We start from the raw sequence: 22,268 nt of genomic DNA on the forward strand, positions 1-22,268 counted from the left end.
GCAGCCAGAAGATTCATTGAGCAATACCCCTGTTCGTCGCGCCTGACGACGGGACTTTACAAGGAGGCTTCGGCCTCCTTTTTTTTATTCTCAGCGCGGTGCACTGCAAATGCTGCGCGCCGTCTTCTCGGACTTCAGCGCTACAAAGGCTTTGCCCTGTGCGTCATAGCTGTGTGCAATCACATGCTGCTTGCAGCGATCTGAATATCTTGCACAGGTCTGCAGCGCAATGCACAGATGAGGCCCTGCGCCCCAGACTTTGGCGGGCGGCTTGTCGTAGATGCCTTCGTACAGCGTTTGCGTTTGTGCGCCGTTGTCATTCCACTTGACCACGATTTCAGAATCAAAGTGATCAAAGCCTGCGCTGCTGTAGCCCACTTCATATTGAACCGTTCCCAGTTTGGAGATGGACGTGCGGCCCGAGGCTTTATTTTCCCAAGCTGCAGACTCTTGCGCGCTGCATGGAATGGCGCAAAAGCTCAGCAGCATAAGCCATGCGTGAAGCGGTTTACAAAGCTTGCGCAAGTACATGGGGTGAAGGTCTGGACGATGACGGCTCAACTATATAGGCGGCATCTGAATTTCATGAAAAACGGCCCGCTCGGGCCGTTGATCAACGTCTACGCAGTGTGTTCGCTGCGCCTCACCAGCTTGCCGGGCAATGCACTGGTTGCCACACCATCCTGGTAAGTAATCTGGCCGGACTTGATGGTGTAGCGATAGCCTTCGGCTCCCTGCAAAAAACGCTTGCCGCCTGCGGGCAGGTCTCTGACGATTTGAGGGGGCAGGATCTTCAGTGCTTGCAGGTCGATGAGGTTGATATCGGCCAGCTTGCCCGTCTGCAGCGTACCCCTGTCATGGAAGCCATAGAGTGCAGCGGGGCGCTGCGTCAACAGTTGCACCGCCGATTCGATGCTGAAGAGGCCGCGCTCGCGCACCCATTCGGTCAGCAAAAAAGTGGTGGCGCTGCCGTCGCAGATGGTTCCGACATGCGCGCCGCCATCTCCCAGCGCGGGTACGGTGTGCGCGTGGCTGAGCAGTTCATGCAATGCGCTGCAGTCATGATTGAGATAGTTGGCCATGGGCAGATAGACCAGAGCCTGGCCGTTGTTGCCGAGCATGAAGTCATAAAGCCATTCCAGTGGCGGGACGCCCGCTGCATCCGCTTGCGCCTGCACGCAATCCTCGGGCTGCGGCAGGTAGACCGGCGCATCGCCTTGCCAGGGGTACATGCCTGCGTAGTTGTGCCCAAAGTACGCCATGAACAGATGGGGCTGTCTATCCTGTTCGCCGAGGATGCGGCGGCGTGTGGCGGGATCGCCCAGCGCACGGATGCGCTCTGCAGGTGGGAGATGCGCCAGCGCCTCATAGCTGGGTTTGCAGGAAAACGGATTGAGGCTGCATTCAAAGCCCATGAGCACACCCACGGGGCGGTTGAGCACCTGGCCGGTGATGCGCTGGCCGTCTGCATTGGCCTGGGTTATGAGTTGCAGCAGTTCGCGGTGCAGCTGTGGCTTGTGAGGGTACTGAACCACCGTCAGAGTGCTTGCACGGCCAGAGTCTTGGCTGACGCGGCTCAGAATACTGAATTCTTGCTCCGTGTCATCAAAGTCAGAAATCATCTGAAACACGCTGTTCGGATAGTTTTTCAGACACAGGCCCAGCTGCAGCAGCTCGTGGCTCACCGCCTGGTACATGGGCGTGAAATCGCCGGATTTGGAGCGGTGGGCCATGGTGCGGGAAGTGGACAGCCCGACTGCCCCTGCAGCCAGCCCCTGCTGCACCAGTTGCTGCATGGTTTGCAGATCCTGCTCGCTGGCAGGTTCGCGCCGAACGGCGCGCTCACCCATGGCGTAGACCCGTAGCGGACCATGGGGCAGCAATGCGGCAATGTCGATGTCGTAGCGGCGCGCGCCGAGTGCGTTCAGGTACTCGGGAAAGCTCTCCCAGGTCCAGGGCAGGCCTTCGTGCAAAGCCGTATCGGGGATGTCCTCAACCCCTTCCATCAGCGCGATCAGTGTGTCGCGGTCTTCGGGGCGGCAAGGGGCAAAGCCCACGCCGCAGTTGCCCATTACAGCCGTAGTCACGCCTTGCTGTGATGTGGGCCAGAGCAGCTCGTCCCAGGTGGCCTGGCCATCAAAGTGGGTGTGCACATCAACAAAGCCGGGGGTGACCAGAAGTCCTGTGGCATCAATGGTTTGCGCGGCGCTGCCGAGCTGATGCCCGATGGCGGCAATGCGTCCGTCCAGCACGGCTATATCGGCGGCAAACGGTGGGGCACCCGTGCCGTCGACCACGCAGCCATTGCAAATCAACATATCAAAGTGCGGCACCTTGTTTCTCCTTTGGGAATGCTTGTGAAGGGCCGCTTTGGGCAGCCAACACACATTAGGAGTTCAGTGGCGCCGAGGGCCTACAGGGTATTGGAATCGTCCGTTGGGACGATGTGAGTACAGGGGCTCAACTTCACGATAGGGAAGCTGCCGGGTAGAGATTGCCTGCGCGCCGATCCTCGCGAAATACAACTCCAAGAGCAATGACAGAGACCCATTCTTCCAACCGTTCCCGGCTTTACGTTCTGGCGCTGCTGACAGCCCTGTCTGCCATGACCTTTATGGACCGACAAATTCTGGCGGTGCTGCTGCAGCCGATCAAACAGGAATTTGGTTTTTCTGATCTGCAGATTGGCCTGATTACAGGCCTTGGCTTTGCGCTGACCTTTGGGCTGCTGGGAATTCCGCTGGGGCGCTTGGCCGACCGACACGAGCGCCGTGGTCTGATTGCCTGGTGCCGTGGTATTGGCGGCTGTATTGCTGCGTTGGGGGCGCTGGCGACTGGGGCGGGGGGCTTGGCGGCTTCCCGTGCGGGCGCTGCGCTGGGTGATGCGGGGGGCGGTGCCGCTTCCATGTCTATCCTGGCCGATCTGTATGCGCCGTCTGAGCGCTCACGCGCCATGAGCGTTTTCGGCGTGGGGGCTGCCTTTGGGGCCTTGCTGGCGCTGCTGCTGGGGCCGCTGTTTGCGCAGTGGTGGGGCTGGCGGGTGACCCTGGTCATCATCGGTGCGTGCGTTGTGCTGCTCTCACTGGTGCTGCGCTTTACGGTGCATGAGCCTGTACGGGCACTGACACAGGTCGCTGCGAGCAATGCGGATGCCGCTGTAAAACCGACGCAATCTGCAGTGAAATTAATATGGAATGAGCCTGTAACGCGCTTCCTGATTGTGGGGGCTGCTTGCGCTTTGATAGCGGGTTTGTCGATTGGCTCATGGAATGTGGCGCTGCTGGCACGGCGTTTTGACTTGAGTCTCAAGCAGGCGGGCGGTATCTCGGCTGTGGCCGCACTTTTGTCGGTAGCGGGCAGTCTTTTCTCAGGCTGGCTGACGGACAGACTGGCCCGCAGCGATGTGCGCTGGCAGATCCGCATTCCTGTCATCGGCGTGGGCCTGGCTGCGCTTTTCGGACTGGCTTATCTGCTGGTGAGTGATGAGCTGTTTGCGCTCTCGCTGGCCTGCATGCTCATCTATTCTTTTTTTACGGCCTGGTGGGCGCCTGCGACCTATGCGGCGCTGAGTCTGGTGGTGCCTGTGCAGCGCCGTGCTACAGCCAGCGCCATGGTGCTGATGGCGGGTGCCTTGCTGGGCAATGGCGTGGGGCCGATTGCTGCGGGCTGGCTTAGCGATGTGCTCAATACGGTCTGGCAAGGGCAGGGCCTGCGCTATGCGCTGGTGGTGATGATGTGCACGCTGCTGCCGGGGGTGTGGGCGTTTATGCGTGCACTGGCTTACTACCCCAGGGCCTATCGTCAGGCACATCCGACCGTGGCTGTAGCTGCGTGAGATGGCTGAGGAAATGATGAAAGAAGAAAACCAGCCCACAGTGTGGAAGATGATCTATCTGGCTCGGCGCAACCCTGCACTGGCGGCTGCTGACTTCCCGCAGGCCTGGCGCGAGCACTCTGCGCTGGGGCGGCAGTGCAAGAACGTGGGCCAGCGCGTGAAGGCGGTGGCTCAGTGTTCACGCCAGTTGCAAGCGGATGCACCGGCGCTGAGTACGGACTATGACGGCGTTAATCTGATGGTGCTGGCAGACCGGGAGGCCGGTGCCGCTATCTGGGAGGATCCGGAAACGCTGGCCATCATGCGCCCCGACGAGCCGCGCGTTTTTGCTGACTATGTTCGTAACTTCTCGGTGTTGTGCCGCCAGCAGGTGCTGCATGAGCGCATGGCTGCTGATGCTCCGGCTGTTTTGCTGCCGCAAAAAGAGCAAATCATGCTGATCGGATTTTTGCAGCGCAGCGATGAGTGGCAGGGCGCTATAGCGAGTCCTGTGCTGTGTCCTCCGCAGTGGCGGCTTGGCGGGTTGAGTCAGGCCAGCCGCATTGTTTGCAACACGCTTGATGAGAAAGCGCTCGCCGGTTATGGCTATCGCTACATTGTGGAGTGGTGGTTTGACACTGTGGAGCAGGCGCTCAATGTGGCGCAAAGCCTTAATGTCTCGGCCACGGCTCAGGATGGTGAATTTGGCTGGGGTGAGCATGTGTTCATGCTGGCCGAAGTGACCCACGCCAGACCCTGAAACTACTCAAACATCCAGTCCAATAATCAAGACCAATAAAAAGGCCCATGCAATCTCTGCATGGGCCTTTTTTACCTTGGAATCACTCTTCTATCTGACTTCTTTCAGGCAGCTGTTTCTTCGGCTTCCTGAGTGTAGGCAACCATGCCACGGGGGATGTACTTGCCTTCGCACTGGTCCAGATACTCTGTAGCCTTGGTGCGGGGGTTGTAGAACTGCTTGTACCAGATGCGGGCCTTCAGGAAGGCTCCGTCGCTGGGGATGAACAGCGGGTTCAGGCAAGGCGCTTTTTGCGACCAGACTTCAAAGTCCTGTGCAAAGGCCAGGCGGCTGGCTTCCTGGAACTGCTTGGCTGCGACTTCGTCAGCCTTGGTGGGCAGGCCGCCGTGCGCGGTCTTGACCAGCAGGTTGTGCCAGACCTTGATCTTGCCGTCCTCAATGGGGGTGTGCATGATCATCATGAACGAGTTGAACATGCCGCTGACCTTGGAGACCAGAATGGCTGGGCCGTGGTACCAAGTGTCTGTGTGCAGCATGTCACTGGCGCCGCCTTCGCCCACCAGGGTACGGTGGCCGCCGCACTGGCGTTGAATGGCGTTGTGGCCCTTGAATTCGTTTTCAAAGCGCGCCACGGTGGAGCCGTGGATGGGGCTCAGGTGACCGTAGTCGGCAATGTTGTCCACGACTTCCATGGGGTGCTGGCTCAGCTCGCCCAGATAGTCCCACTGACCGTTGACATAGGTTTCGTCATTCCAGTCGCCAAATGTGGGCAGAGCGTAATCAGGCTCGCCACCTTCGGGATCAAACCAGACCCAGATCGCGCCGTACTGCTCGGCCACTGTCCAGCTCTTGACGGCTGCAGCCGCAGGAATGGCGCCATCGTGGTAAGGAATGTCGTTGCACTTGCCGTCTGCGCCAAAGCGCCAGCCGTGATAAGGGCAGCGAATGCCATCGCCTTCCACGTTGCTGCCACCGCCGTCGATCACCACGTAGCTTGTGGTGTTGGGCGCTGCCAGGTGGGTCTTCATGTGGGGGCAGTACGCGTCCAGCAGCACAACCTTGCCGCTTTCGCGACCGCGGTACATCGCGAAATCCTGGCCGAAGAAGCGCACCGCCACAGGCTTGTGGGTGTCGAGCGCCTTGGCCTCGGAAATCATGAACCAGCCACGTGGGTAGGTAAATTCACCGAGGCGGTAGTCCTTCGTGGTTGCCATTGCAGAAGTCTCCATATCTTGTTTTAGACACTGAATCTTCGCGCTGGGGGCCGCGCTGCGCATACTCTGTTTGGACGAGTGGATGTGCCGCTTTGATCTGGCGCAAACCACCAAGGGTTTGCACTATGTTGAGTGTGAGTGCCTGCTTTTTATTGTTCTGGCTGTTGGCGTATCGCTGCGTCAAGCCTTCACTCTTGCGTTTGGGGTTGAGCGCTACCGTCCTGCTTCAGATGGCTTTGGAGCGATGCTCATCCACGTACGAACATGCTCTGCATCCTGATGGGGTGAGGGGACGGCAATGTTCTCGCCGCAGCCTTCCTGAGCGCACTGACTTGTTGTCAGTGCGCTGCAGCGGTGATTTACGCTGCGATTGCGGCCACGCGCTCTTTGTAGATTGGCTGCAGATCAATCATGGTGAAGGCTTTGGCCAGCGGCAGAGCTTCTTCTTCCGTACCCAGCCAGAACAGGGCTGCGGCAATTTCTTCCGGGGTCGCTGCGCCATAGCGCTGGGCCAGCACACCATCATCACCCAGGGTCGCTTTCACGGCTTCAGTCGTCACCACGCCGGGGTTGACGCTGAAGGCGCGTACGCCCTGCGTCTTGTATTCGGTGTTGATGCAACCTGCCAGGCGCGCAATGGCTGCCTTGGATGCGCCGTAGGCAAAGCCCCAGCCGCCCTTGTCTGCAGGCACGGGCGGGTTGAACTGACCGGCGGCCGAGCACACGTTGATAATGCGGCCGCCACCTTGCGCCACCATGGTTGGCAGCAGGCGCTGCGCCAGATGGAAGGGGGCAATCACATTACCCAGCATGGAGCGCTCAAGCGATGCGGTGCTGATGTCGGGAATCAGGTCGTTGATTTCACGGTTCTGATAGACGGCGTTGTTGATCAGCAGATCAATGCGGCCAAAGCGTGCCAGCACGGCATCGGCGGCCTTGTCCAGACTGTCGAGGTCCATCAGGTCCATGACGTGTGAGAACACCTCGCCGCCAGCGGCTTCAATCGCGTCAGCGGTGGATTGCAGGCTGCCCGAGAGCAGTTGGCCGTTAGGCAGGCGCAGCTGGTTATCAAGCTGTGCGCCTTCGGTCAGCGTGCGGGCGGTGATGGCGACGCGCCAGCCTTTGCTGGCAAAGAAGACGGCGGTGGCAGCGCCAATGCCACGGCTGGCACCGGTGATGAGGACGACGGGTTGAGTCATGAAGAAGTCTCCGTATTTTTGTTGTGATCAGGCGGACTGCATTTGCTGCAGGTGTTGCTTGTAGGGTTTGATGGCCAGCATAAAGAACAGCACCGTCAGCAGGAACATCAGTGTCACTCCGGACAGCGCCAGGCGCAGGCCTTCCGTGCCATGGGTCTTGGCAAAGTAGTCCGACAGCATGCCCGTGACCAGAGGCCCCACGCCCACGCCGAGCAAGGTGATGAAGAGGTTGAGCACAGCAGCGGCTACGCTGCGCTCGCCCGCGCCTACCAGCTGGCTGATGGCGCTGTATGACAGCGTGGCAAACCAGGCGCCGAAGAAGCCGAACATCAGAGCAAACGCCATGGCAACCGGTACTTTGATGTTGCCCAGCATCCAGAAGTCAGAGACGGGCCAGAAAAACACGCCCAGGCCAGCGGGCACGGCGATGAAGCTGCCAATGGCGGCTAGGCGCAGTTGCCAGCGGCTATCACGCTGGCAAAGCTTGTCGGACAGCCAGCCGCAGAACATGGCACCCAGCACGGCGCCAGAGCCACTGGCAATACCAAAGACCAGGCCCGCATGCGAGATGCTCATGCCGTGTATGCGAATGAAAAAGCTAGGTGCCCACACGCCATAGCCATAGCCCGCAATACCCGCCATGCCACAGGCCAGGCAGATATTGCGCATCGCCTTCATGCTCAGCAGGCGCAACACCTGCTTGAGCAAGGGCTCGCGTGCCGCATCGACCGCAGGCTTGGCCTTTGGCGCTTCATAAGCACCACGAACAGGCTCTTTGACAAAAAAGTACACCAGCACGGCCAGAATCACTCCGGGTATGCCAAAGGCCAGAAACACCGAGCGCCAGCCGTAGTACTGGGCCACCATGCCGCCAATGACCAGGCCCAGCAGCGTACCCAGGTTCGGGCCCATCATGAACAGGCTGATGGCGAACGAGCGCATCTTGGGCGGATAAGAGTCCGAAACAATGGAGATCGATGGTGCCATGCCCCCCGCTTCGCCCACAGCCACGCTCATGCGGGCGGCCAGCATGTGCCAGTACTGAGTGGCAAAGCCGCACGCGGCAGTGGCCAGGCTCCATACGCCACAGCACACCGCCACGATATTGCGACGGTTCTGCGTATCGGCCATGCGCCCTACGGGAATACCCAGTAGCGCATAAATCAGGCCAAAGGCCAGCCCCGTCAGCAGCCCCATCTGAGTGTCGGACGCTCCGAACTCCTGCTTGATGGGCTCCAGCAAAATAGAGAGCACCTGGCGGTCAATGAAAGAGAAAATATAGACCAGTGCAAGCAGGGCAAGACTCAGATGAGTGCGCCATGTGACGGTGGGGGGCGAGGTTTGAGGGGTGTGCATGCGCAGCATCGTGAGGGTGGCCTAGGGTTATGCCATCGTCTTTTTGGACGACGACCGGGAAATCCTCAGGTCTGAGCATGTGATCTTCCGCTCATGGCTTTTACGAGAAATATCAAGGAGACTAAATGACCCAGACAAATTCGTCCATTGGCATTCGCCAGTTGCTGGACATGCAGAACCAGGCCTTTATCGCAGAAGGCGCCGTCAGTGCCGAGGTGCGTGTGCAGCGCATTCAGCAAGTCATTGACCTGCTGGTAGAGTCCAAAGATGCGCTGTGCCAGGCTATGGGTGAAGATTTTGGCGGTCGCCCAGCCGTTTTTTCGCTGGCCAATGACATTTTGGGCTCGCTGTCCTCGCTCAAGCACGCACGTGATCATCTGACAGAGTGGCTGGGCGATTCCGTGCGTCCCAGCGTCAAACCTTTTGACATGTTTGGCGCCTCGGCCTGGGTCAAGTACCAGCCCAAGGGCGTGATTGGCATCATCGGCACCTGGAATGCACCGCTGTTTACGCTGCTGTCGCCGCTGGCCTGTGCTTTTGCAGCGGGCAACCGTGCCGTGCTCAAGCCTTCTGAAATTGCGCCGCGCACAGCGCAGGTGCTGGCCGAGGCCGTGGCAAAGCGCTTTGATCCCCAGGTGCTGGCCGTCGTGCAGGGCGGCCCTGAAGTCGCGGCTGCATTCTCCGAGCAGCCCTGGAACCATCTGGTCTTCACGGGCTCGACCAGCGTTGGCAAGCTCATCATGGTGGCTGCGGCCAAGAACCTGGTGCCTGTTACGCTGGAGCTGGGTGGCAAGTCGCCCGTGCTGGTGGGTGACTCTGCCGATATCGCCAATGTGGCTGAGCGCATTGCCGTGGGCAAGTCGCTGAACTCGGGTCAGCTTTGCGTAGCACCCGATGTGGTGTGGGTGCATGAGTCGCGCTTGCAGTCGCTGATGGATGGCATCGTGGCTCAGTACCAGTCGCTATACCCCTCGGTCACGGCGAATGCGGACATGACACCAGTGATCAACGAACGTCACCACGCGCGCGTCAGCGCCTATGTGCAAGATGCCAAGGCCCGTGGCGTGCAGGTGGTGGAAACAGGTGCTGCGCAAGCCGGTGTGGATCGTCGTCTGCCGCTGTCTCTGGTCATCAACCCGCCGCAGGATGCTGAAATTTCTCAGCACGAAATTTTTGGCCCCGCCGTGGTGCTGCGCAGCTTCCAGAACATTCGCGAAGCGGTTGCGGTCATCAATCAAGGTGATCGTCCGCTGGCGCTGTACTACTTTGGCAGCGATGAGGTCGAGCAGAACTGGATTCTGGACAACACCCTGTCGGGCGGCGTTTCCATCAACGATGTGGTCATGCACCCCGCGCTGGAAGATGCGCCGTTTGGTGGTGTCGGCGCTTCGGGCATGGGTCACTACCATGGCCGTGAAGGCTTCCTGGAGTTCAGCCACGCACGCTCGGTCTACAAGGCCGGCAGTCACGACCCGCGCCGCGAGTGGGGCATGCTGCCGCCTTATAACGAGCAGTTTGCGCAGATGCTGAATCAGGCAGTCACCCCTTAAGGCGCATCGCGCTTTCCCCCTCTGTGCTTCGCGGGAGGGGGACGACAGCTTTGCTGCCTCGCACTTGCACTGTGTTTGTTTGGACGCCTTGCCTTGGCAGGGCGTTCTGCATTTTTGCTTTGTGATGGGCTGTGCTCATCGTTCTGACTGAACGGCCTGCGCTTGACCATGGGGCTTGTCCCATGGTCCGTTTGGCAGATGTTTTAAAGGCGTTTCATCCAGAGTATGGGTGGGTCAGAATGCTATTAAAGGACGAGTAATGAACGAGATTTTTCGCCAGTTTTCGCTGGAAGGCCAAGTAGCCGTGGTGACCGGTGCTGGCAAGGGTATTGGCCGTGCTTGTGCCATCACGCTGGCCAAGGCTGGTGCAGATGTGGCGCTGTTTGCGCGCACTGAGGCAGACCTGCAGACGGTCAAGGCTGACATCGAGGCACTGGGCCGACGCGCCATCATCGTGCCCGGTGATGTGAACAAGGAAGAAGATCTCGACAACCTGATCGCCCGCACTGTGGCCGAACTGGGCAAGATCAATGTGCTCATCAATAACGTGGGCGGTGGCGGCCCTAACGACCCGCGCAAGGTCACGGGCAAGGCCGTGGGCGAGATGCTGGCCTTCAACGTGGTGCCTGCCTACACGCTGATCCAGAAGGCTGCTGCTGCGATGGAAGCCTCAGGCGGTGGCGCCGTGGTCAATATTTCTTCGACGGCTGCGCGTTACTCGCAGAAGTACTTCAGTGCCTACGCTGCGGCCAAGGCTGCGCTCAACCAGATGACGCGCTGTCTGGCGCAGGACTTCGGCCCCAAGGTGCGTATCAACGCCATTGAGCCCGGCACCATCATGACGGATGCGCTGGCCCCCTTCCTCACCCCTGAGCGCAAGGAGCGCATGGAGCGCACCACGCCCTTGACACGTCTGGGCCAGCCTGAGGACATTGCTGCTGCAGCGTTGTTCCTGGTCAGCCCCGCATCTAGCTGGGTGACCGGCAAGGTGCTGGGTGTGGACGGCGGCGTGGAAGCGCCTAACTTCTAAGACTGACCATCACCAGAAGCAAAGGGACCGCGAGGTCCCTTTTTTAGTAAGTTTGAATCAAATACCGCTGCAGCCTAATCACTGCATACGGTATTAGCTATCAAATTAGATAGTGCGGCCGGCCTGGTGGCCCGAGTGCATGGCGCCCTCGATATAGCCCAGATCGTTGCAGTCACCAATGCGGCGCACGGGTGTCTGTGTGATGGACTGCAGCTGATCGGCCACGGTGGAGTCGGCCTCGGCGCCCATGGCCAGAACGACGGAGTCAGCAGGCGTGCGGTATTCCTCGCCTTTTTTGTCGGTCCAGATAACTTCCTTGCGGTCGATCTGGGTGACGTTGGCTTGCATCAGCAGCTTGCCGTGGTTTTTCACGGCGTCATACACGCGCCAGCGGCGCACGATGGGCAGCTCAGAACCGGGGTGTGTGCCAGGGTCCAGAACCGTGACTTCGCGGCCGCGCTCAATCAGGAATTCGGCCAGCTCCAGTCCCACCAGACCCGCGCCAATAATGGTTACGCGCTTGCCCAAGGGCATCCACAGTTTGGACAGGTTCTGAATCGCTGCCGTGCTGTCCGTCACCTTGAGCATGCCGCCGGCCTTGAACAGTGCGCGCTCGGCCAGGTTCAGCTTGGCCTTGGCAATCTCGTCGGCGCGGTCGCCCGTCATCAGGCGGCGCAGCTCGTCACCGCTCCACACATGGTCTTGATTTGCGCCGGGAATCGGGGGCGCAGCGCGCTTGGCGCCAGTGCCCACCAGAATTTCGTCGGGCTTGAGGTCAGCCAGCAACTTTGCATCTACCGTGGTGTTCAGGCGCACGTCGATCTGCGGGTGCTTCATCTGCTTGACGAGATAGTCCAGCAGGCGGCCGTTTTCCGGGTAGGCTAGTGCGGCAAAGAACAACGTGCCGCCCAGGCGGTCGCTGCGCTCAGCCAGCGTCACGCGGTGGCCGCGCAGAGCAGCCACGCGCGCCGCTTCCATGCCGGAAGGGCCACCACCGACGATGAGCACATGCTTGGGCTTTTCGGCAAAGGTGATGGTCTTGGTGGTCTCGTGCCCGGTTTGGGCATTGACCGCGCACTTGATGCCTTTGTTGATGAAGATTTCGCTGACGCAGGCATAGCAGTAGATGCAGGGGCGCACATCCTGCGCGGCGTTGGCCTGCAGCTTGTTGGCCATTTCAGGCTCGGCCAGCAGCTTGCGGCCCATGGCCACAAAGTCAATCTCGCCCTTGCTCAAGGCGTCAGCGGCATCGTCCAGTTCCCAGCGGCCTGCCGAGATAATGGGAAGGCTCACCGCCTTCTTGAACTGCTTGGCGAAGTCGCGATAGGCGTTCTGCTTTTGCGGAATGGGGGCATCGGTGAAGGCCGTGCCAGTGGTCAGGCGAGCATAGGCCGAGACGCTGATGGCGTTCATGCCCAGCTCTTCGCAGATCTTGGCGGTCTTGAGCGCTTCTTCCATGACGATGCCACCGGGCGTGTGCATCTCTTCAGAGTCCAGGCGCACCCAGACCGGAAAGTCCGGTCCCACGCGCTTGCGCACTTCGGTCAGTACCTCGCGCAGCAGGCGGCTGCGGTTTTCATAGCTGCCGCCGTATTCATCGGTGCGGCTGTTGAAGAAGGGCGAGAGGAAGTTCGCAATCATGTAGTTGTGTGCGCAATGCACTTCAACCGCATCAAAGTTGGCCTGCTTGGCGCGCACGGCGGCGGCTCCAAACCATTCGATCATCTGTGCAATGTCGGCCTTGTCCATCACGCGGTAGCGGTCAGGGTAGGGGCCGATACCGACGAAGGTCGAGAACTCCTTGGGTGTGATGGTCCGCATGGCCTCGGGCGTGGGGCCATCCGGAGGCATGGACGATACCCACATCTCGCGGCCATGGGTGCGGTCATTGGCGGCGACTTTGCCGCTGTGGTTGATCTGAATGGCGACCTTGCCGCCGTGCGCATGCACGCGGAGCGTGACTTCGGCCAGACCTGGAATGAACGAGTCCTCCGAGATGCCCAGCTGGTGTGGCTCGCTGGTGCCTGAAGGCCAGGAGATGGCGGCCGTGCCCATGATGATGAGGCCGGTGCCGCCCTTGGCGCGCTCTTCGTAGTAGGCCTGGGCGCGTTCGCCGCAGATGCCATCGGTGCCGCCATAGTTCTCGCCCATGGGCGCCATGGCGATGCGGTTCTTCAGCTCCATGGAGCCGATGCGTCCGGACTGAAGCAGGGATGCGTGGGGGTTGCTCATTTTCTTTGCTGTCTCCTATAGTTTTCTGCCAAGTTCTGCGCCTTCGTTGATGGCTCGTGTCGCATCAATTTGGTGAGCATCTCGCGCTCCGCCAATCACGGTATGCGCAATATTGTGTGCTTCAAGCCGGGCCGACCAGGGGTTGTGTGACTCTTGTCCGGCGCAGACCACGATGTTGTCCACGCTCAGGCAGCGCTGCTCGCCGCCAATGCGCAGGTGCAGGCCGTTGTCGTCGATGTGGATGTACTTCACATCGTTGAACAGGCGGGCACTTTTGTTCTTGAGTTTGGTGCGGCGAATCCAGCCCGTGGTGGTGGGCAGGGTTTTACCCATGGGCAGCTTGCTGCGCTGAAGCAGCCAGAGCTGACGTGGGGATTCAATGGTTTCGATGGGCTTGATGCCGCCGCGCAGCTCGCGTTTCTGGTCAATGCCCCATTCGCGCTCAAAGGCAGCCACGCTGCCGTCCTCAGCCTTGCTGTGGCTCAGTAGTTCGGCCACATCAAAGCCCAGAGGGCCTGCGCCCACAATGGCGACGCGCTCACCCAGAAAGCGCGGGTTGCGCAGCGCCTCCATATAGTCCACCACCTTGGCATTGTTCTCGCCGGCAATGCCGCTGCGCCGTGGCACCACGCCGCTGGCAACCACCACATGATCAAAGTCGGCCAGCGCAGCCACATTGGGCGTGGTGTTCAGGCGCAGCTCAATGCCAAGGCGCTGAATTTCGCTTTCAAAATAGCGCAGCGTTTCGCCCAGTTCTTGCTTGCCGGGAATCTTCTGCGCCAGAAACAGTTGCCCGCCAATGCGGATGCTGGGCTCAAACAAGGTCACGCGGTGGCCGCGCTCTGCGGCCTCACGGGCGCAGGCCAGGCCTGCGGGGCCTGCGCCCAGAACGGCAACCTTGATCGATTTTTCAGCCTTCTTGATCGGCCACTCCCACTCGCGGCAGGCGCGGGGGTTGACCAGACAGCTGATTGGCTGGCGCGTGAAGATGCGGTCCAGACAAGCCTGATTGCAGGCAATGCAGGTGTTGATGGCGCTGCTCTGTCCCGCCTGCGATTTGCGCACAAAAGCCGGGTCGGCTAGAAACGGGCGTGCCATGGCCACCATGTCGGCGTGACCTTGAGCGATGAGATCGTCCGCCACTTCGGGGGTGTTGATGCGGTTGCTGGCTACCACGGGCACGCTCACCGTCTGCTTGAGCTGCTGCGCAGCCCAGCTGAAGGCAGCGCGGGGCACCACCATGGCGACGGTGGGTATGCGGGCCTCGTGCCAGCCCACGCTGGTGTTGAAAAGGTCTACGCCTGCCGCTTCAAGCTGGCGGGCCAGGTCAAGTACTTCCAGCCAGTGGCTGCCATGTTCGACCAGATCCATTAGCGACAGGCGAAAGCTGATGACAAAATTCTCAGGCAAGGCTGCGCGAATGCCCTGCACGATGCGCAGTGGAAAGCGGCTGCGACCTTGGGCGTCGCCGCCCCAGCCATCCTCACGGAAGTTGGTGACAGGGGCCAGAAACTGGTTGATCAGATAGCCCTCGCCACCCATGATTTCCACGCCGTCGTAGCCCGCATCTTTGGCCAGCAGCGCGCAGCGCACATGGTCGGCAATGATTTGCTCGATCTGCTCATGGCTCAGCTCCAGCGAGCTGCGGTTGCTGAGCTTGGAGATCACGCTGCTGGGTGATACGCCGCCGCTGCCGTGGTCGTAGCGTCCCACATGCAGCAGCTGCATGAGGATGTGGCAGCCCTCGGCATGCACGGCCTGTGTGATGACGCGGTGCCGCTCGGCCTGCTCGGGTGTACAGAGGGTGGAGAACTCGGCGTTTTCTGGCATGCCCAGCGCATGAGTGTTGACGCCAAAACCACCTGTCACAATCAGCTGCAGCCCCTCGCGGGCCCGTTCGGCATAGAAGACGGCCAGCTTCTCGAATCCTTGAGGCTGATCCTCCAGGCCGGTATGCATGGAGCCCATCAGAATGCGATTCTTCAGAGCGAGGTGGCCCACACGAATGGGCTGGAACAAAGAGGGGTACATGAGGTGCTCAGCAGACTATGGCGATGCCAATGCAGAAACACCACAGTAATTTTTCCAAAGGCTAATCACATCGTCCGTTTGCATGTGGTGCATACCACAGGCTTGGGCTTTGATGTGGCACCAACAACCAAACAGAGAAGGAAGAGACATGTCCACTATCGTGATGAGCGGCTGTGCAACCGGCATTGGCGCAGCCACTCGCAAGGCCCTGGAAGAGGCGGGTCACCAGATCATCGGTATTGATATCCGTGATGCAGAAGTGATTGCCGACCTTTCCACCACTGAAGGCCGCAAGCAGGCGATTGCCGATGTGCTGGCAAAGTGCAGCGATGGTATGGACGGTCTCGTGCTGTGCGCCGGTCTGGGCCCGCAGACCAAGGTGCTTGGCAACGTCGTATCGGTCAACTACTTTGGCTCGGTCGAGTTGATGGACGCTTTTCTGCCTGAGCTGAAAAATGGCAAGCAGCCTGCAGCCGTCGTTATCTCATCAGTGGCAGCGGCCCACTTGCCGTTTGACAAGAACCCGCTGGCTGCACCGCTGGAGGCGGGTGAAGAGGCCAAGGCTCGCGCCATTGTGGAGGGTGCTGGCGAGCAGGGCGGCAACCTGGCCTATGCAGGCAGCAAGAACGCGCTGACGGTGGCTGTGCGCAAGCGCGCTACCGCATGGGGCCAGGCTGGCGTGCGCCTGAACACCATCGCCCCCGGTGCCACAGAGACCCCGCTGCTGCAAGCCGGTCTGGAAGATCCGCGCTTTGGCGAATCCATTGCCAAGTTCGTGCCCCCTATGGGTCGCCGCGCCGAGCCTTCGGAAATGGCCTCTGTCATCGCCTTTCTGATGGGCCCTGCCGCCAGCTATGTGCATGGCGCGCAGATTGTGATTGACGGCGGTATTGATGCGGTGATGCGCCCGATGCAGTTCTGACTCCCTGAGGCGCTTCGCGCCTTCCTCGCTGCCACTTTTTCTGGGTGGTGTCAGTTTTGAACATCGTGGAAATTGCATGAACACTGTTGAACATATGACCGCCGTGGTGCATCGCTACGTGGATGCATTGAATGCCAGCGATCTGGACGGCATCGTGGCTTTGTATGCCGATGACGCTACCGTTGAAGACCCTGTCGGCTCTGAACCCCAGCGCGGCATTGCGGCGATTCGGGCGTTTTATGCCAACTCGCTCAAGCTGCCGCTGCAGGTGGTTTTGCAAGGCGAAGTGCGTGCGACGGTGAATGAAGCTGCATTTGCCTTTACCGTTAGTTTTGAATACCAGGGCCGCAAGACCACGGTTGCGCCTATCGACTTTTTCCGCTTCAACGAAGCAGGCAAGGTCGTGAGCATGCGCGCACTGTTTGGTGAGAAAAACATTCACGCAACGGCTTGATGCGGCAAAGAGCAGAGGGAAGTCTGCTCTTGATTTCAAAGCTGCTTGCGCTTGATTAGATTGGATTTCAGAATGTTTTTAATCTGGAATCTATGAATATAAGGCGCAAGCAGCTTTTGTTTTGATAGCGTATTCTTGCCGGGCTTGATTTCATCAATGTCGCTGATTAGGAGCTGGGCAACAGCCGTGCGGTGCTGCATGGCGGCAATCATCCAGCGCGGAATGTGCCAGGCTTCTATCCGGCATCAAGGCACTCACTCCCCTTTGAACACCGCCTGTCGTTTTTCAATAAACGCGTTCATGCCTTCCTTCTGGTCCTGCGTGGCAAACAGAATCTGGTTGGCCTTTCGCTCCAGCATCAGGGCGGTGTCCAGCGATGCATCCATGCCTGCAATGACGACTTCCTTGATCTGCTCTACGGCTAGCGGGGGCATGTTGGCAATCAATTTCGCCATTTTTAATGACTCAGGGATTACCTGATCGTCTGCGCAGACTAGGCTGACCAGACCCATGGCGTAAGCCTCGTCGGCGGTCACAGGTTTGCCGGTCAGCAGGATGCGCATGGCCTGGAATTTGCCCACGGCGCGCACCAGCCGCTGGGTGCCGCCAATGCCCGGCATGATGCCGATGCGAATTTCTGGCTGGGCAAAGCTGGCGCCCTGGCCGGCAATGATGATGTCGCAGTGCATGGCCAGCTCGGCGCCGCCGCCAAAGGCATAGCCGCAGACAGCGGCAATGATGGGCTTGGGGCAGTTTTCAATGGGCGCCCAGACGCGCTCGGTGTGGCGCTTCATGATTTCTATAGGGCCGCAGGAGTCCATGCTCTTGATATCGCCGCCCGCGGCAAACACTTTTTCGCCGCCGGTGAGCACGATGCAGCGCACGCTGTCGTCATGGCTCAGCGCCTGAAATGTCTGCGACAGCGCGGCCTGCAGCGACAGGCTCAGGGCATTGGTGGCCTGCGGGCGGTTGAGCTTGACGATAACGACGCCGTTCTCCGCGCGCTGCACCAGCAGCTCCTGCTCGGCGCTTTCCAAATTTTCAATAGCAGACGGCGATGTAGTCATAAGACATTCCAAGGGTTTGATCTGAGGGGATGGTCGTTTTACGGGGAGTGAGTTACATCGTCCTTTTGGACGTATCTGTGGTGAGTGCTGAAACCTAAATTGGCAGCCATGGATACGAATAACGACTTTCAACATCAAGTGGTTCTGGTGACCGGCGGCACCAAGGGCATCGGCAAGGGCATTGCGCAGGCATTTCTGGCAGCGGGAGCCACGGTGGTGGTTTGCGGTCGCCAGCAGCCCGAGGAGTTGCCTGCCGCTTCCGGGCGCACTGCGGATTTCATCGCTTGCGATGTCCGCGAAGCTCAGGCTGTCAAGGACCTGATTGACGCGGTGAAAACCCGCCATGGCCGCCTGGACGTTCTCGTCAACAACGCTGGCGGTGCGCCAGCGGTAGATGCCGCTACGGTCTCGCCCCGCTTTCATGAAGGCGTGCTGCGCCTCAACCTTTTCTCCACGCTGCATGCATCGCAGGCGGCCAATGCCGTCATGCAGGAGCAGGATAGCGGCGGTGTGATTGTCTGCATCGGCAGCATCAGCGCACTGCGCCCCTCGCCCGGTACGGCGGCCTATGGCGCGGCCAAGGCGGCTGTGCTGAGTCTCGTCAGCTCGCTGGCGGTGGAGTGGGCCCCCAAGGTGCGCGTGGTGGCCGTGAGCCCCGGTCTGGTGCGTACCGAGCAATCGCATCTGCACTTTGGTGACGACGAAGGTATTGCCAGCGTCGCACAAACGATTCCCGCAGGCCGTCTGGCCGAGCCAGAGGATATTGCCAACGCCTGCCTGTATGTGGCGTCCAAGCGCGCGTCATACATGAGCGGTACCAATTTGCTGCTGCATGGCGGCGGTGAGCGCCCGGCATTTCTGGGGGCCTCGAACTCAGATTCCGCACAGAAAAATCACTGAATTTCAAAGGAGACAATCTTGACCGATCAAGACTGGATGACAGAAGTCCGCACCTACGTGGGCAAGCAGTACGGGCGTATTTATGCCTGGGATAAGGTCAACAGCCCGATGATTCGCCAGTGGTGCGAGCTGATGGGCGTGACTGTCAAGTCCAACAGCGAAGGCAAGATCATTGCGCCGCCAGCCATGTTGCAGGTCTGGTGCATGGAAGGCCCGGTGCAGAACAACTATCCGCCCGGCTCCACCACCGAGAACCCCTATGAGGTTCTGAAGCAGATCGAGGCACACAACTTCCCATCCACCGTGGCGGTGAACTCCGAGCTGACGTTTGACCGCGATGTGGTCGAGGGCGAAGACCTGTACTACACCACGCGTCTGGAAGCGATCAGCGAAGAAAAGACCACGGGTCTGGGCACGGGCTACTTTGTCACGCTGATCATGGATTTCTTCTCGATCAAGGCCAAGAATGGCGAAGACGAGAAGGTCGGTCAGCTGATGTTCCGCGTCTTCAAGTTCCGCCCTGCCAATGTGCACACACCTGCACCGGCTGCTGAAGCGGCTGCACCCAAGATCAAGCGCCCCGCACCTGGCGTGAGCGATGACAACCGCTTCTTCTGGGAAGGCGCCAAGCAAGGCAAGCTGCTGATTCAGCGCTGCACAAGCTGTGGCGACCTGCACCACCCACCGGGCCCGGTCTGCCCCAAGTGCCATTCGTTTGACTGGGATACGGTGGAGGCCAGCGGCAAGGGTACGGTTTACTCCTTTGTGGTCATGCACTACCCCGAAGTGCCCCCGTTCGATCATCCAAACCCCATTGGTCTGATTGAGCTGGAAGAGGGCGTGCGCCTGATTGCACAGCTGGTCGGCATCAAGCCTAGCGATGTGCAGGTGGGCCAGAAGGTTCAGGTCGAGTTCAACACCTTTAATGATGGTGAACTGACGCTGCCTCAGTTCCGCCCTGTGGCCTGAGTTGAGGAGCCTGTCATGGACTTTCAACTGACTGAAGACCAGCGTGCATTTGCAGACATGGCGCAAAGCCTGTTTGCTGACTATTGCACCGACGACAAGCTGCGCGAGCACGATGCCTCGGGTCAGCCTTTCATGCAGGACCTGTGGCAGCAATGCGTTGCCTCTGGCCTGAACACCATTCTGGTGCCCGAGGCCGCAGGTGGTCTGGGTCTGGGAACGACCGAGCTGCTGGCCGTGCTGGAGCAGCAGGGCCGCTTTCTGGCGCAGGTTCCTCTGTGGCAGCAGCAAGTGGCTGCTGCTGCGGTGGCCAAGTTTGGTGGTGATGACCCCCGTGTCACGGCAGCGGTGCAATCGGTTCTGGAAGGCGCGCTGATTGCGCTGTCGCTGGAAAACCTGGTCGCCAGCCGTGGCCCTTCGCTGCAGATCAAGGATGGCCAGCTGCACGGATCGCTCAACGCAGTCGCTCTGGCTGCACAGGCCGATCTGGCTCTGGTGGCCGCTGCGGCAGAGAACGGTACTACCAAAATGGTACTGGTCAGCCTGCAAGCCGCTGGCGTTCTGCGTGTCGATGGTATGCGCCAGGACTACTGTGCTGTGGCCGATATTCAGTTCAGCGCCACCCCTGTGATCGCCGTGCTGAGCAGCCGCGCAGTGGAGTGGGTGAGCGAGCAGGCGATTGCCTGCCTGGCCAGCCTGCAGCAAGGCGTGACGCAGGAGCAACTGCGCCGCACCGTGGAATACGTGACCGAGCGCAAGCAGTTCGATCGCCCCATCGGCACCTTCCAGCTGGTGCAAGGCCAGATGGCAGATGGCTACATCCTTTTGCAAGCCCAGCGCAGCGCCTTGAGCCAGCTGGTCTGGCGACTGGATGCCAACCTGCCTTGCGCACCTCAGGCGCATGCAGTGCGCGTTCAGTCCAATGAGCTGGGCTTGAAGATTGGCCGCGTGGCACAGCACGTGCACGGCGGCATGGGTGTGGATGTGACCTATCACATGCACCGCTACCTGCTCTGGTGCCGCGCGCTGGCTGTTGAGTTCGGCAGCGCCGATCAGCACCTGGAAGCCCTGGGCCAGTGGCTCGCAGACAACGACACGCTCGGCTGGAAGTACGACCTTACTGAAGACCGCTAAGGAGACAACATCATGGCAAATCAAACACCTCGCTTTGAATCGGTGAACGTCGGCGACGAACTCCAACCCCTGAGCGTGCCCGTGACTGTGCCGCTGATTGCAGGCGGCGCCATTGCAACGCGTGACTACTTTCCCGGTCACCACGACCGCGATGCTGCACGTGCGCTGGGCTCGCCCCACATCTTCATGAACATCCTGACCACCAATGGTCTGGTGCAGAGTTTTGTCGAAAGCTGGGCTGGCCCCGAGTCGCGTCTGATGGATCTGAAGATTCGTCTGGGTGCGCCTAACTACCCCGGTGACACGATGAAGTTCACGGCCTCCGTGACGGAGAAGAACGATGCCACGCGCAGCGTCCAAGTCACCTTGAAGGGCACCAACTCCATGGGCTCCCACGTCAGCGGCACTGTGCAAGTCGCCCTGCCTTAAGAACAACAAACGGAGACATTCCTGTGAACGATATGAATATTTCCGGTCGCGCCGCCATTGCGGGTCTGGGCGCTACAGAATTTTCCAAAAACTCCGGCCGTACTGAGCTGCGTCTGGCGATGGAAGCCACGCTGGCTGCTCTGGCGGATGCGGGCATCGACCCCAAGGAAGTGGACGGCTTCTCGTCCTATTCCGTGGACAAGGTTCCCGAGTATGAAATCGCCCGCCTGCTGGGTGCGCGCAATGTGAACTTCTTCTCGCAAGTGCCGCATGGCGGCGGCGCAGCTTGCGGCCCAGTGCTGCATGCCGCGATGGCAGTGGCGACGGGCGTTGCGAAGACGGTGGTGGTGTACCGCGCCATGAACGAGCGCAGCTGGTACCGCTTTGGCACCGGCAGCTACGGCTTCGGCAGCTCGCCCTTCTTCGATAACGTGAACTATGGCTGGTATATGCCCCATGGTTTCCACACGCCTGCAGCCTGGGTGGGCATGTTTGCCCGTCGCTACATGCACGCTTTTGGCGCCACGAGCGAAGACTTTGGTCGTGTTGCTGTTGCCGTGCGCGACTTTGCTGCCACCAATCCTGCTGCCTTCTTCTACGGCAAGCCTATTACGCTGGAAGAGCACCAGGCCAGCCGCTGGATTTGCGAGCCCCTGCATTTGCTGGACTGCTGCCAGGAGTCTGACGGTGCCGTGGCCATGGTCATTACCTCCAGCGATCGTGCACGCGACCTGAAGGCCAAGCCTGTGTTCATCAAGGCTGCCGCTCAAGGCATCTCTGATGGCCAGCAGTCCATGACTTCGTTCTACCGCGAAGACATCACCGGTCTGCCTGAAATGGGCCATGTGGCCAGCCAGCTGTGGAAGCAGAGTGGCCTGAGCCCTCAGGACGTGCAAAGCGCCGTGCTGTATGACCACTTCTCGCCGTTTGTGCTGCCCCAGCTCGAAGAGTTCGGTTTCGTCAAGCGTGGCGAGGCCAAAGACTTCATCCGCGCTGGCGAGCATGCGCGTGGCGGCTCTTTGCCCATCAATACCCACGGCGGTCAGCTGGGCGAGGCTTATATCCACGGCATGAACGGCATTGCCGAGGCAGTGCGTCAGATTCGCGGTACTTCGGTCAACCAGGTCAAGGACGTGCACAACATGGTGGTGACAGCCGGTACCGGCGTGCCCACCAGCGGCCTGATTCTGGGCGACCGCGCTTGATTGAA

General features: G+C 60.1%; 20 protein-coding genes. 11 read left to right on the forward strand and 9 right to left on the reverse strand.

What is annotated here, in order from left to right:
- Positions 1-90 precede the first annotated feature (90 nt).
- On the reverse strand, positions 91-489 hold the full coding sequence (locus RSF91_RS16045) for a hypothetical protein (protein ID WP_332569360.1): 399 nt from the start codon (positions 487-489) through the stop codon (positions 91-93).
- A gap of 131 nt (positions 490-620) precedes the next feature.
- The gene (locus RSF91_RS16050; RefSeq protein ID WP_332569361.1) at positions 621-2,333 is read right to left on the reverse strand and encodes an N-acyl-D-amino-acid deacylase family protein; all 1,713 of its coding nucleotides are present in this window, start codon (positions 2,331-2,333) and stop codon (positions 621-623) included.
- 203 nt (positions 2,334-2,536) lie between these two features.
- On the opposite strand from RSF91_RS16050, the gene RSF91_RS16055 reads away from it, so the two are divergent.
- Positions 2,537-3,835: an MFS transporter gene (locus RSF91_RS16055; protein WP_332569362.1), complete on the forward strand. Its 1,299-nt coding sequence runs from the start codon at positions 2,537-2,539 to the stop codon at positions 3,833-3,835.
- 13 nt (positions 3,836-3,848) lie between these two features.
- Entirely contained in the window at positions 3,849-4,574 is a 726-nt protein-coding gene (locus RSF91_RS16060) for an EthD domain-containing protein (protein WP_332569363.1), read from the forward strand.
- A 104-nt stretch (positions 4,575-4,678) separates the two neighbouring features.
- Here RSF91_RS16060 and RSF91_RS16065 read toward each other — a convergent pair whose 3' ends face one another.
- From RSF91_RS16065 to RSF91_RS16075, 3 genes are all read right to left on the reverse strand, one after another.
- Complete coding sequence (locus RSF91_RS16065) at positions 4,679-5,788, reverse strand: Rieske 2Fe-2S domain-containing protein (protein WP_332569364.1); 1,110 nt, start codon at positions 5,786-5,788, stop codon at positions 4,679-4,681.
- A 359-nt stretch (positions 5,789-6,147) separates the two neighbouring features.
- Positions 6,148-6,987, reverse strand: a complete 840-nt coding sequence (locus tag RSF91_RS16070; RefSeq protein ID WP_332569365.1) for an SDR family NAD(P)-dependent oxidoreductase — start codon at positions 6,985-6,987, stop codon at positions 6,148-6,150.
- A 27-nt stretch (positions 6,988-7,014) separates the two neighbouring features.
- The gene (locus tag RSF91_RS16075; RefSeq protein WP_332569366.1) at positions 7,015-8,343 is read right to left on the reverse strand and encodes a spinster family MFS transporter; all 1,329 of its coding nucleotides are present in this window, start codon (positions 8,341-8,343) and stop codon (positions 7,015-7,017) included.
- Between the two features lie 125 nt (positions 8,344-8,468).
- On the opposite strand from RSF91_RS16075, the gene RSF91_RS16080 reads away from it, so the two are divergent.
- Positions 8,469-9,893, forward strand: coding sequence for a coniferyl aldehyde dehydrogenase (locus tag RSF91_RS16080; RefSeq protein ID WP_332569367.1), 1,425 nt, complete (start codon positions 8,469-8,471; stop codon positions 9,891-9,893).
- 259 nt (positions 9,894-10,152) lie between these two features.
- Positions 10,153-10,923: a glucose 1-dehydrogenase gene (locus tag RSF91_RS16085; RefSeq protein WP_332569368.1), complete on the forward strand. Its 771-nt coding sequence runs from the start codon at positions 10,153-10,155 to the stop codon at positions 10,921-10,923.
- Positions 10,924-11,028: 105 nt separating this feature from the next.
- Here the strand turns inward: RSF91_RS16085 and RSF91_RS16090 are convergent, their stop codons facing one another.
- Positions 11,029-13,155, reverse strand: coding sequence for an NAD(P)/FAD-dependent oxidoreductase (locus RSF91_RS16090; protein WP_332569369.1), 2,127 nt, complete (start codon positions 13,153-13,155; stop codon positions 11,029-11,031).
- Between the two features lie 15 nt (positions 13,156-13,170).
- Positions 13,171-15,186 (reverse strand): FAD-dependent oxidoreductase, encoded by a 2,016-nt coding sequence (locus RSF91_RS16095; RefSeq protein ID WP_332569370.1) that lies wholly within the window; start codon positions 15,184-15,186, stop codon positions 13,171-13,173.
- Positions 15,187-15,334: 148 nt separating this feature from the next.
- Here RSF91_RS16095 and RSF91_RS16100 point away from each other — a divergent pair, with 148 nt between their 5' ends.
- Both RSF91_RS16100 and RSF91_RS16105 read left to right on the forward strand, forming a co-directional pair.
- Positions 15,335-16,108, forward strand: coding sequence for a 3-alpha-hydroxysteroid 3-dehydrogenase (locus RSF91_RS16100; RefSeq protein ID WP_332569371.1), 774 nt, complete (start codon positions 15,335-15,337; stop codon positions 16,106-16,108).
- Between the two features lie 76 nt (positions 16,109-16,184).
- The gene (locus RSF91_RS16105) at positions 16,185-16,562 is read left to right on the forward strand and encodes a steroid Delta-isomerase (protein ID WP_332569372.1); all 378 of its coding nucleotides are present in this window, start codon (positions 16,185-16,187) and stop codon (positions 16,560-16,562) included.
- Positions 16,563-16,597: 35 nt separating this feature from the next.
- On the opposite strand, the gene RSF91_RS16110 is transcribed toward RSF91_RS16105, so the two are convergent.
- Together RSF91_RS16110 and RSF91_RS16115 are read right to left on the reverse strand one after the other, a co-directional pair.
- The gene (locus tag RSF91_RS16110; protein ID WP_332569373.1) at positions 16,598-16,762 is read right to left on the reverse strand and encodes a hypothetical protein; all 165 of its coding nucleotides are present in this window, start codon (positions 16,760-16,762) and stop codon (positions 16,598-16,600) included.
- A 54-nt stretch (positions 16,763-16,816) separates the two neighbouring features.
- Positions 16,817-17,629 (reverse strand): enoyl-CoA hydratase, encoded by an 813-nt coding sequence (locus RSF91_RS16115; protein ID WP_332569374.1) that lies wholly within the window; start codon positions 17,627-17,629, stop codon positions 16,817-16,819.
- 108 nt (positions 17,630-17,737) lie between these two features.
- Here RSF91_RS16115 and RSF91_RS16120 point away from each other — a divergent pair, with 108 nt between their 5' ends.
- Genes RSF91_RS16120 through RSF91_RS16140 form a run of 5 tightly spaced genes read left to right on the forward strand, consistent with a single transcriptional unit; the run spans position 17,738 to position 22,263 of the window.
- Complete coding sequence (locus RSF91_RS16120) at positions 17,738-18,529, forward strand: SDR family oxidoreductase (protein WP_332569375.1); 792 nt, start codon at positions 17,738-17,740, stop codon at positions 18,527-18,529.
- Positions 18,530-18,547: 18 nt separating this feature from the next.
- Positions 18,548-19,498, forward strand: coding sequence for a Zn-ribbon domain-containing OB-fold protein (locus tag RSF91_RS16125; RefSeq protein WP_332569376.1), 951 nt, complete (start codon positions 18,548-18,550; stop codon positions 19,496-19,498).
- A 15-nt stretch (positions 19,499-19,513) separates the two neighbouring features.
- Positions 19,514-20,629 carry an acyl-CoA dehydrogenase family protein gene (locus tag RSF91_RS16130; RefSeq protein ID WP_332569377.1) on the forward strand — a complete coding sequence of 372 codons (1,116 nt, stop codon included), beginning with the start codon at positions 19,514-19,516 and terminating at the stop codon, positions 20,627-20,629.
- A gap of 12 nt (positions 20,630-20,641) precedes the next feature.
- Entirely contained in the window at positions 20,642-21,058 is a 417-nt protein-coding gene (locus RSF91_RS16135; protein WP_332569378.1) for a MaoC family dehydratase, read from the forward strand.
- A 32-nt stretch (positions 21,059-21,090) separates the two neighbouring features.
- Entirely contained in the window at positions 21,091-22,263 is a 1,173-nt protein-coding gene (locus tag RSF91_RS16140; protein WP_332569394.1) for a lipid-transfer protein, read from the forward strand.
- The last annotated feature ends 5 nt before the right edge of the window (positions 22,264-22,268 follow it).

The organism is Comamonas sp., from assembly GCF_036643215.1.
Classification (GTDB): Bacteria; Pseudomonadota; Gammaproteobacteria; order Burkholderiales; family Burkholderiaceae_C; genus Comamonas.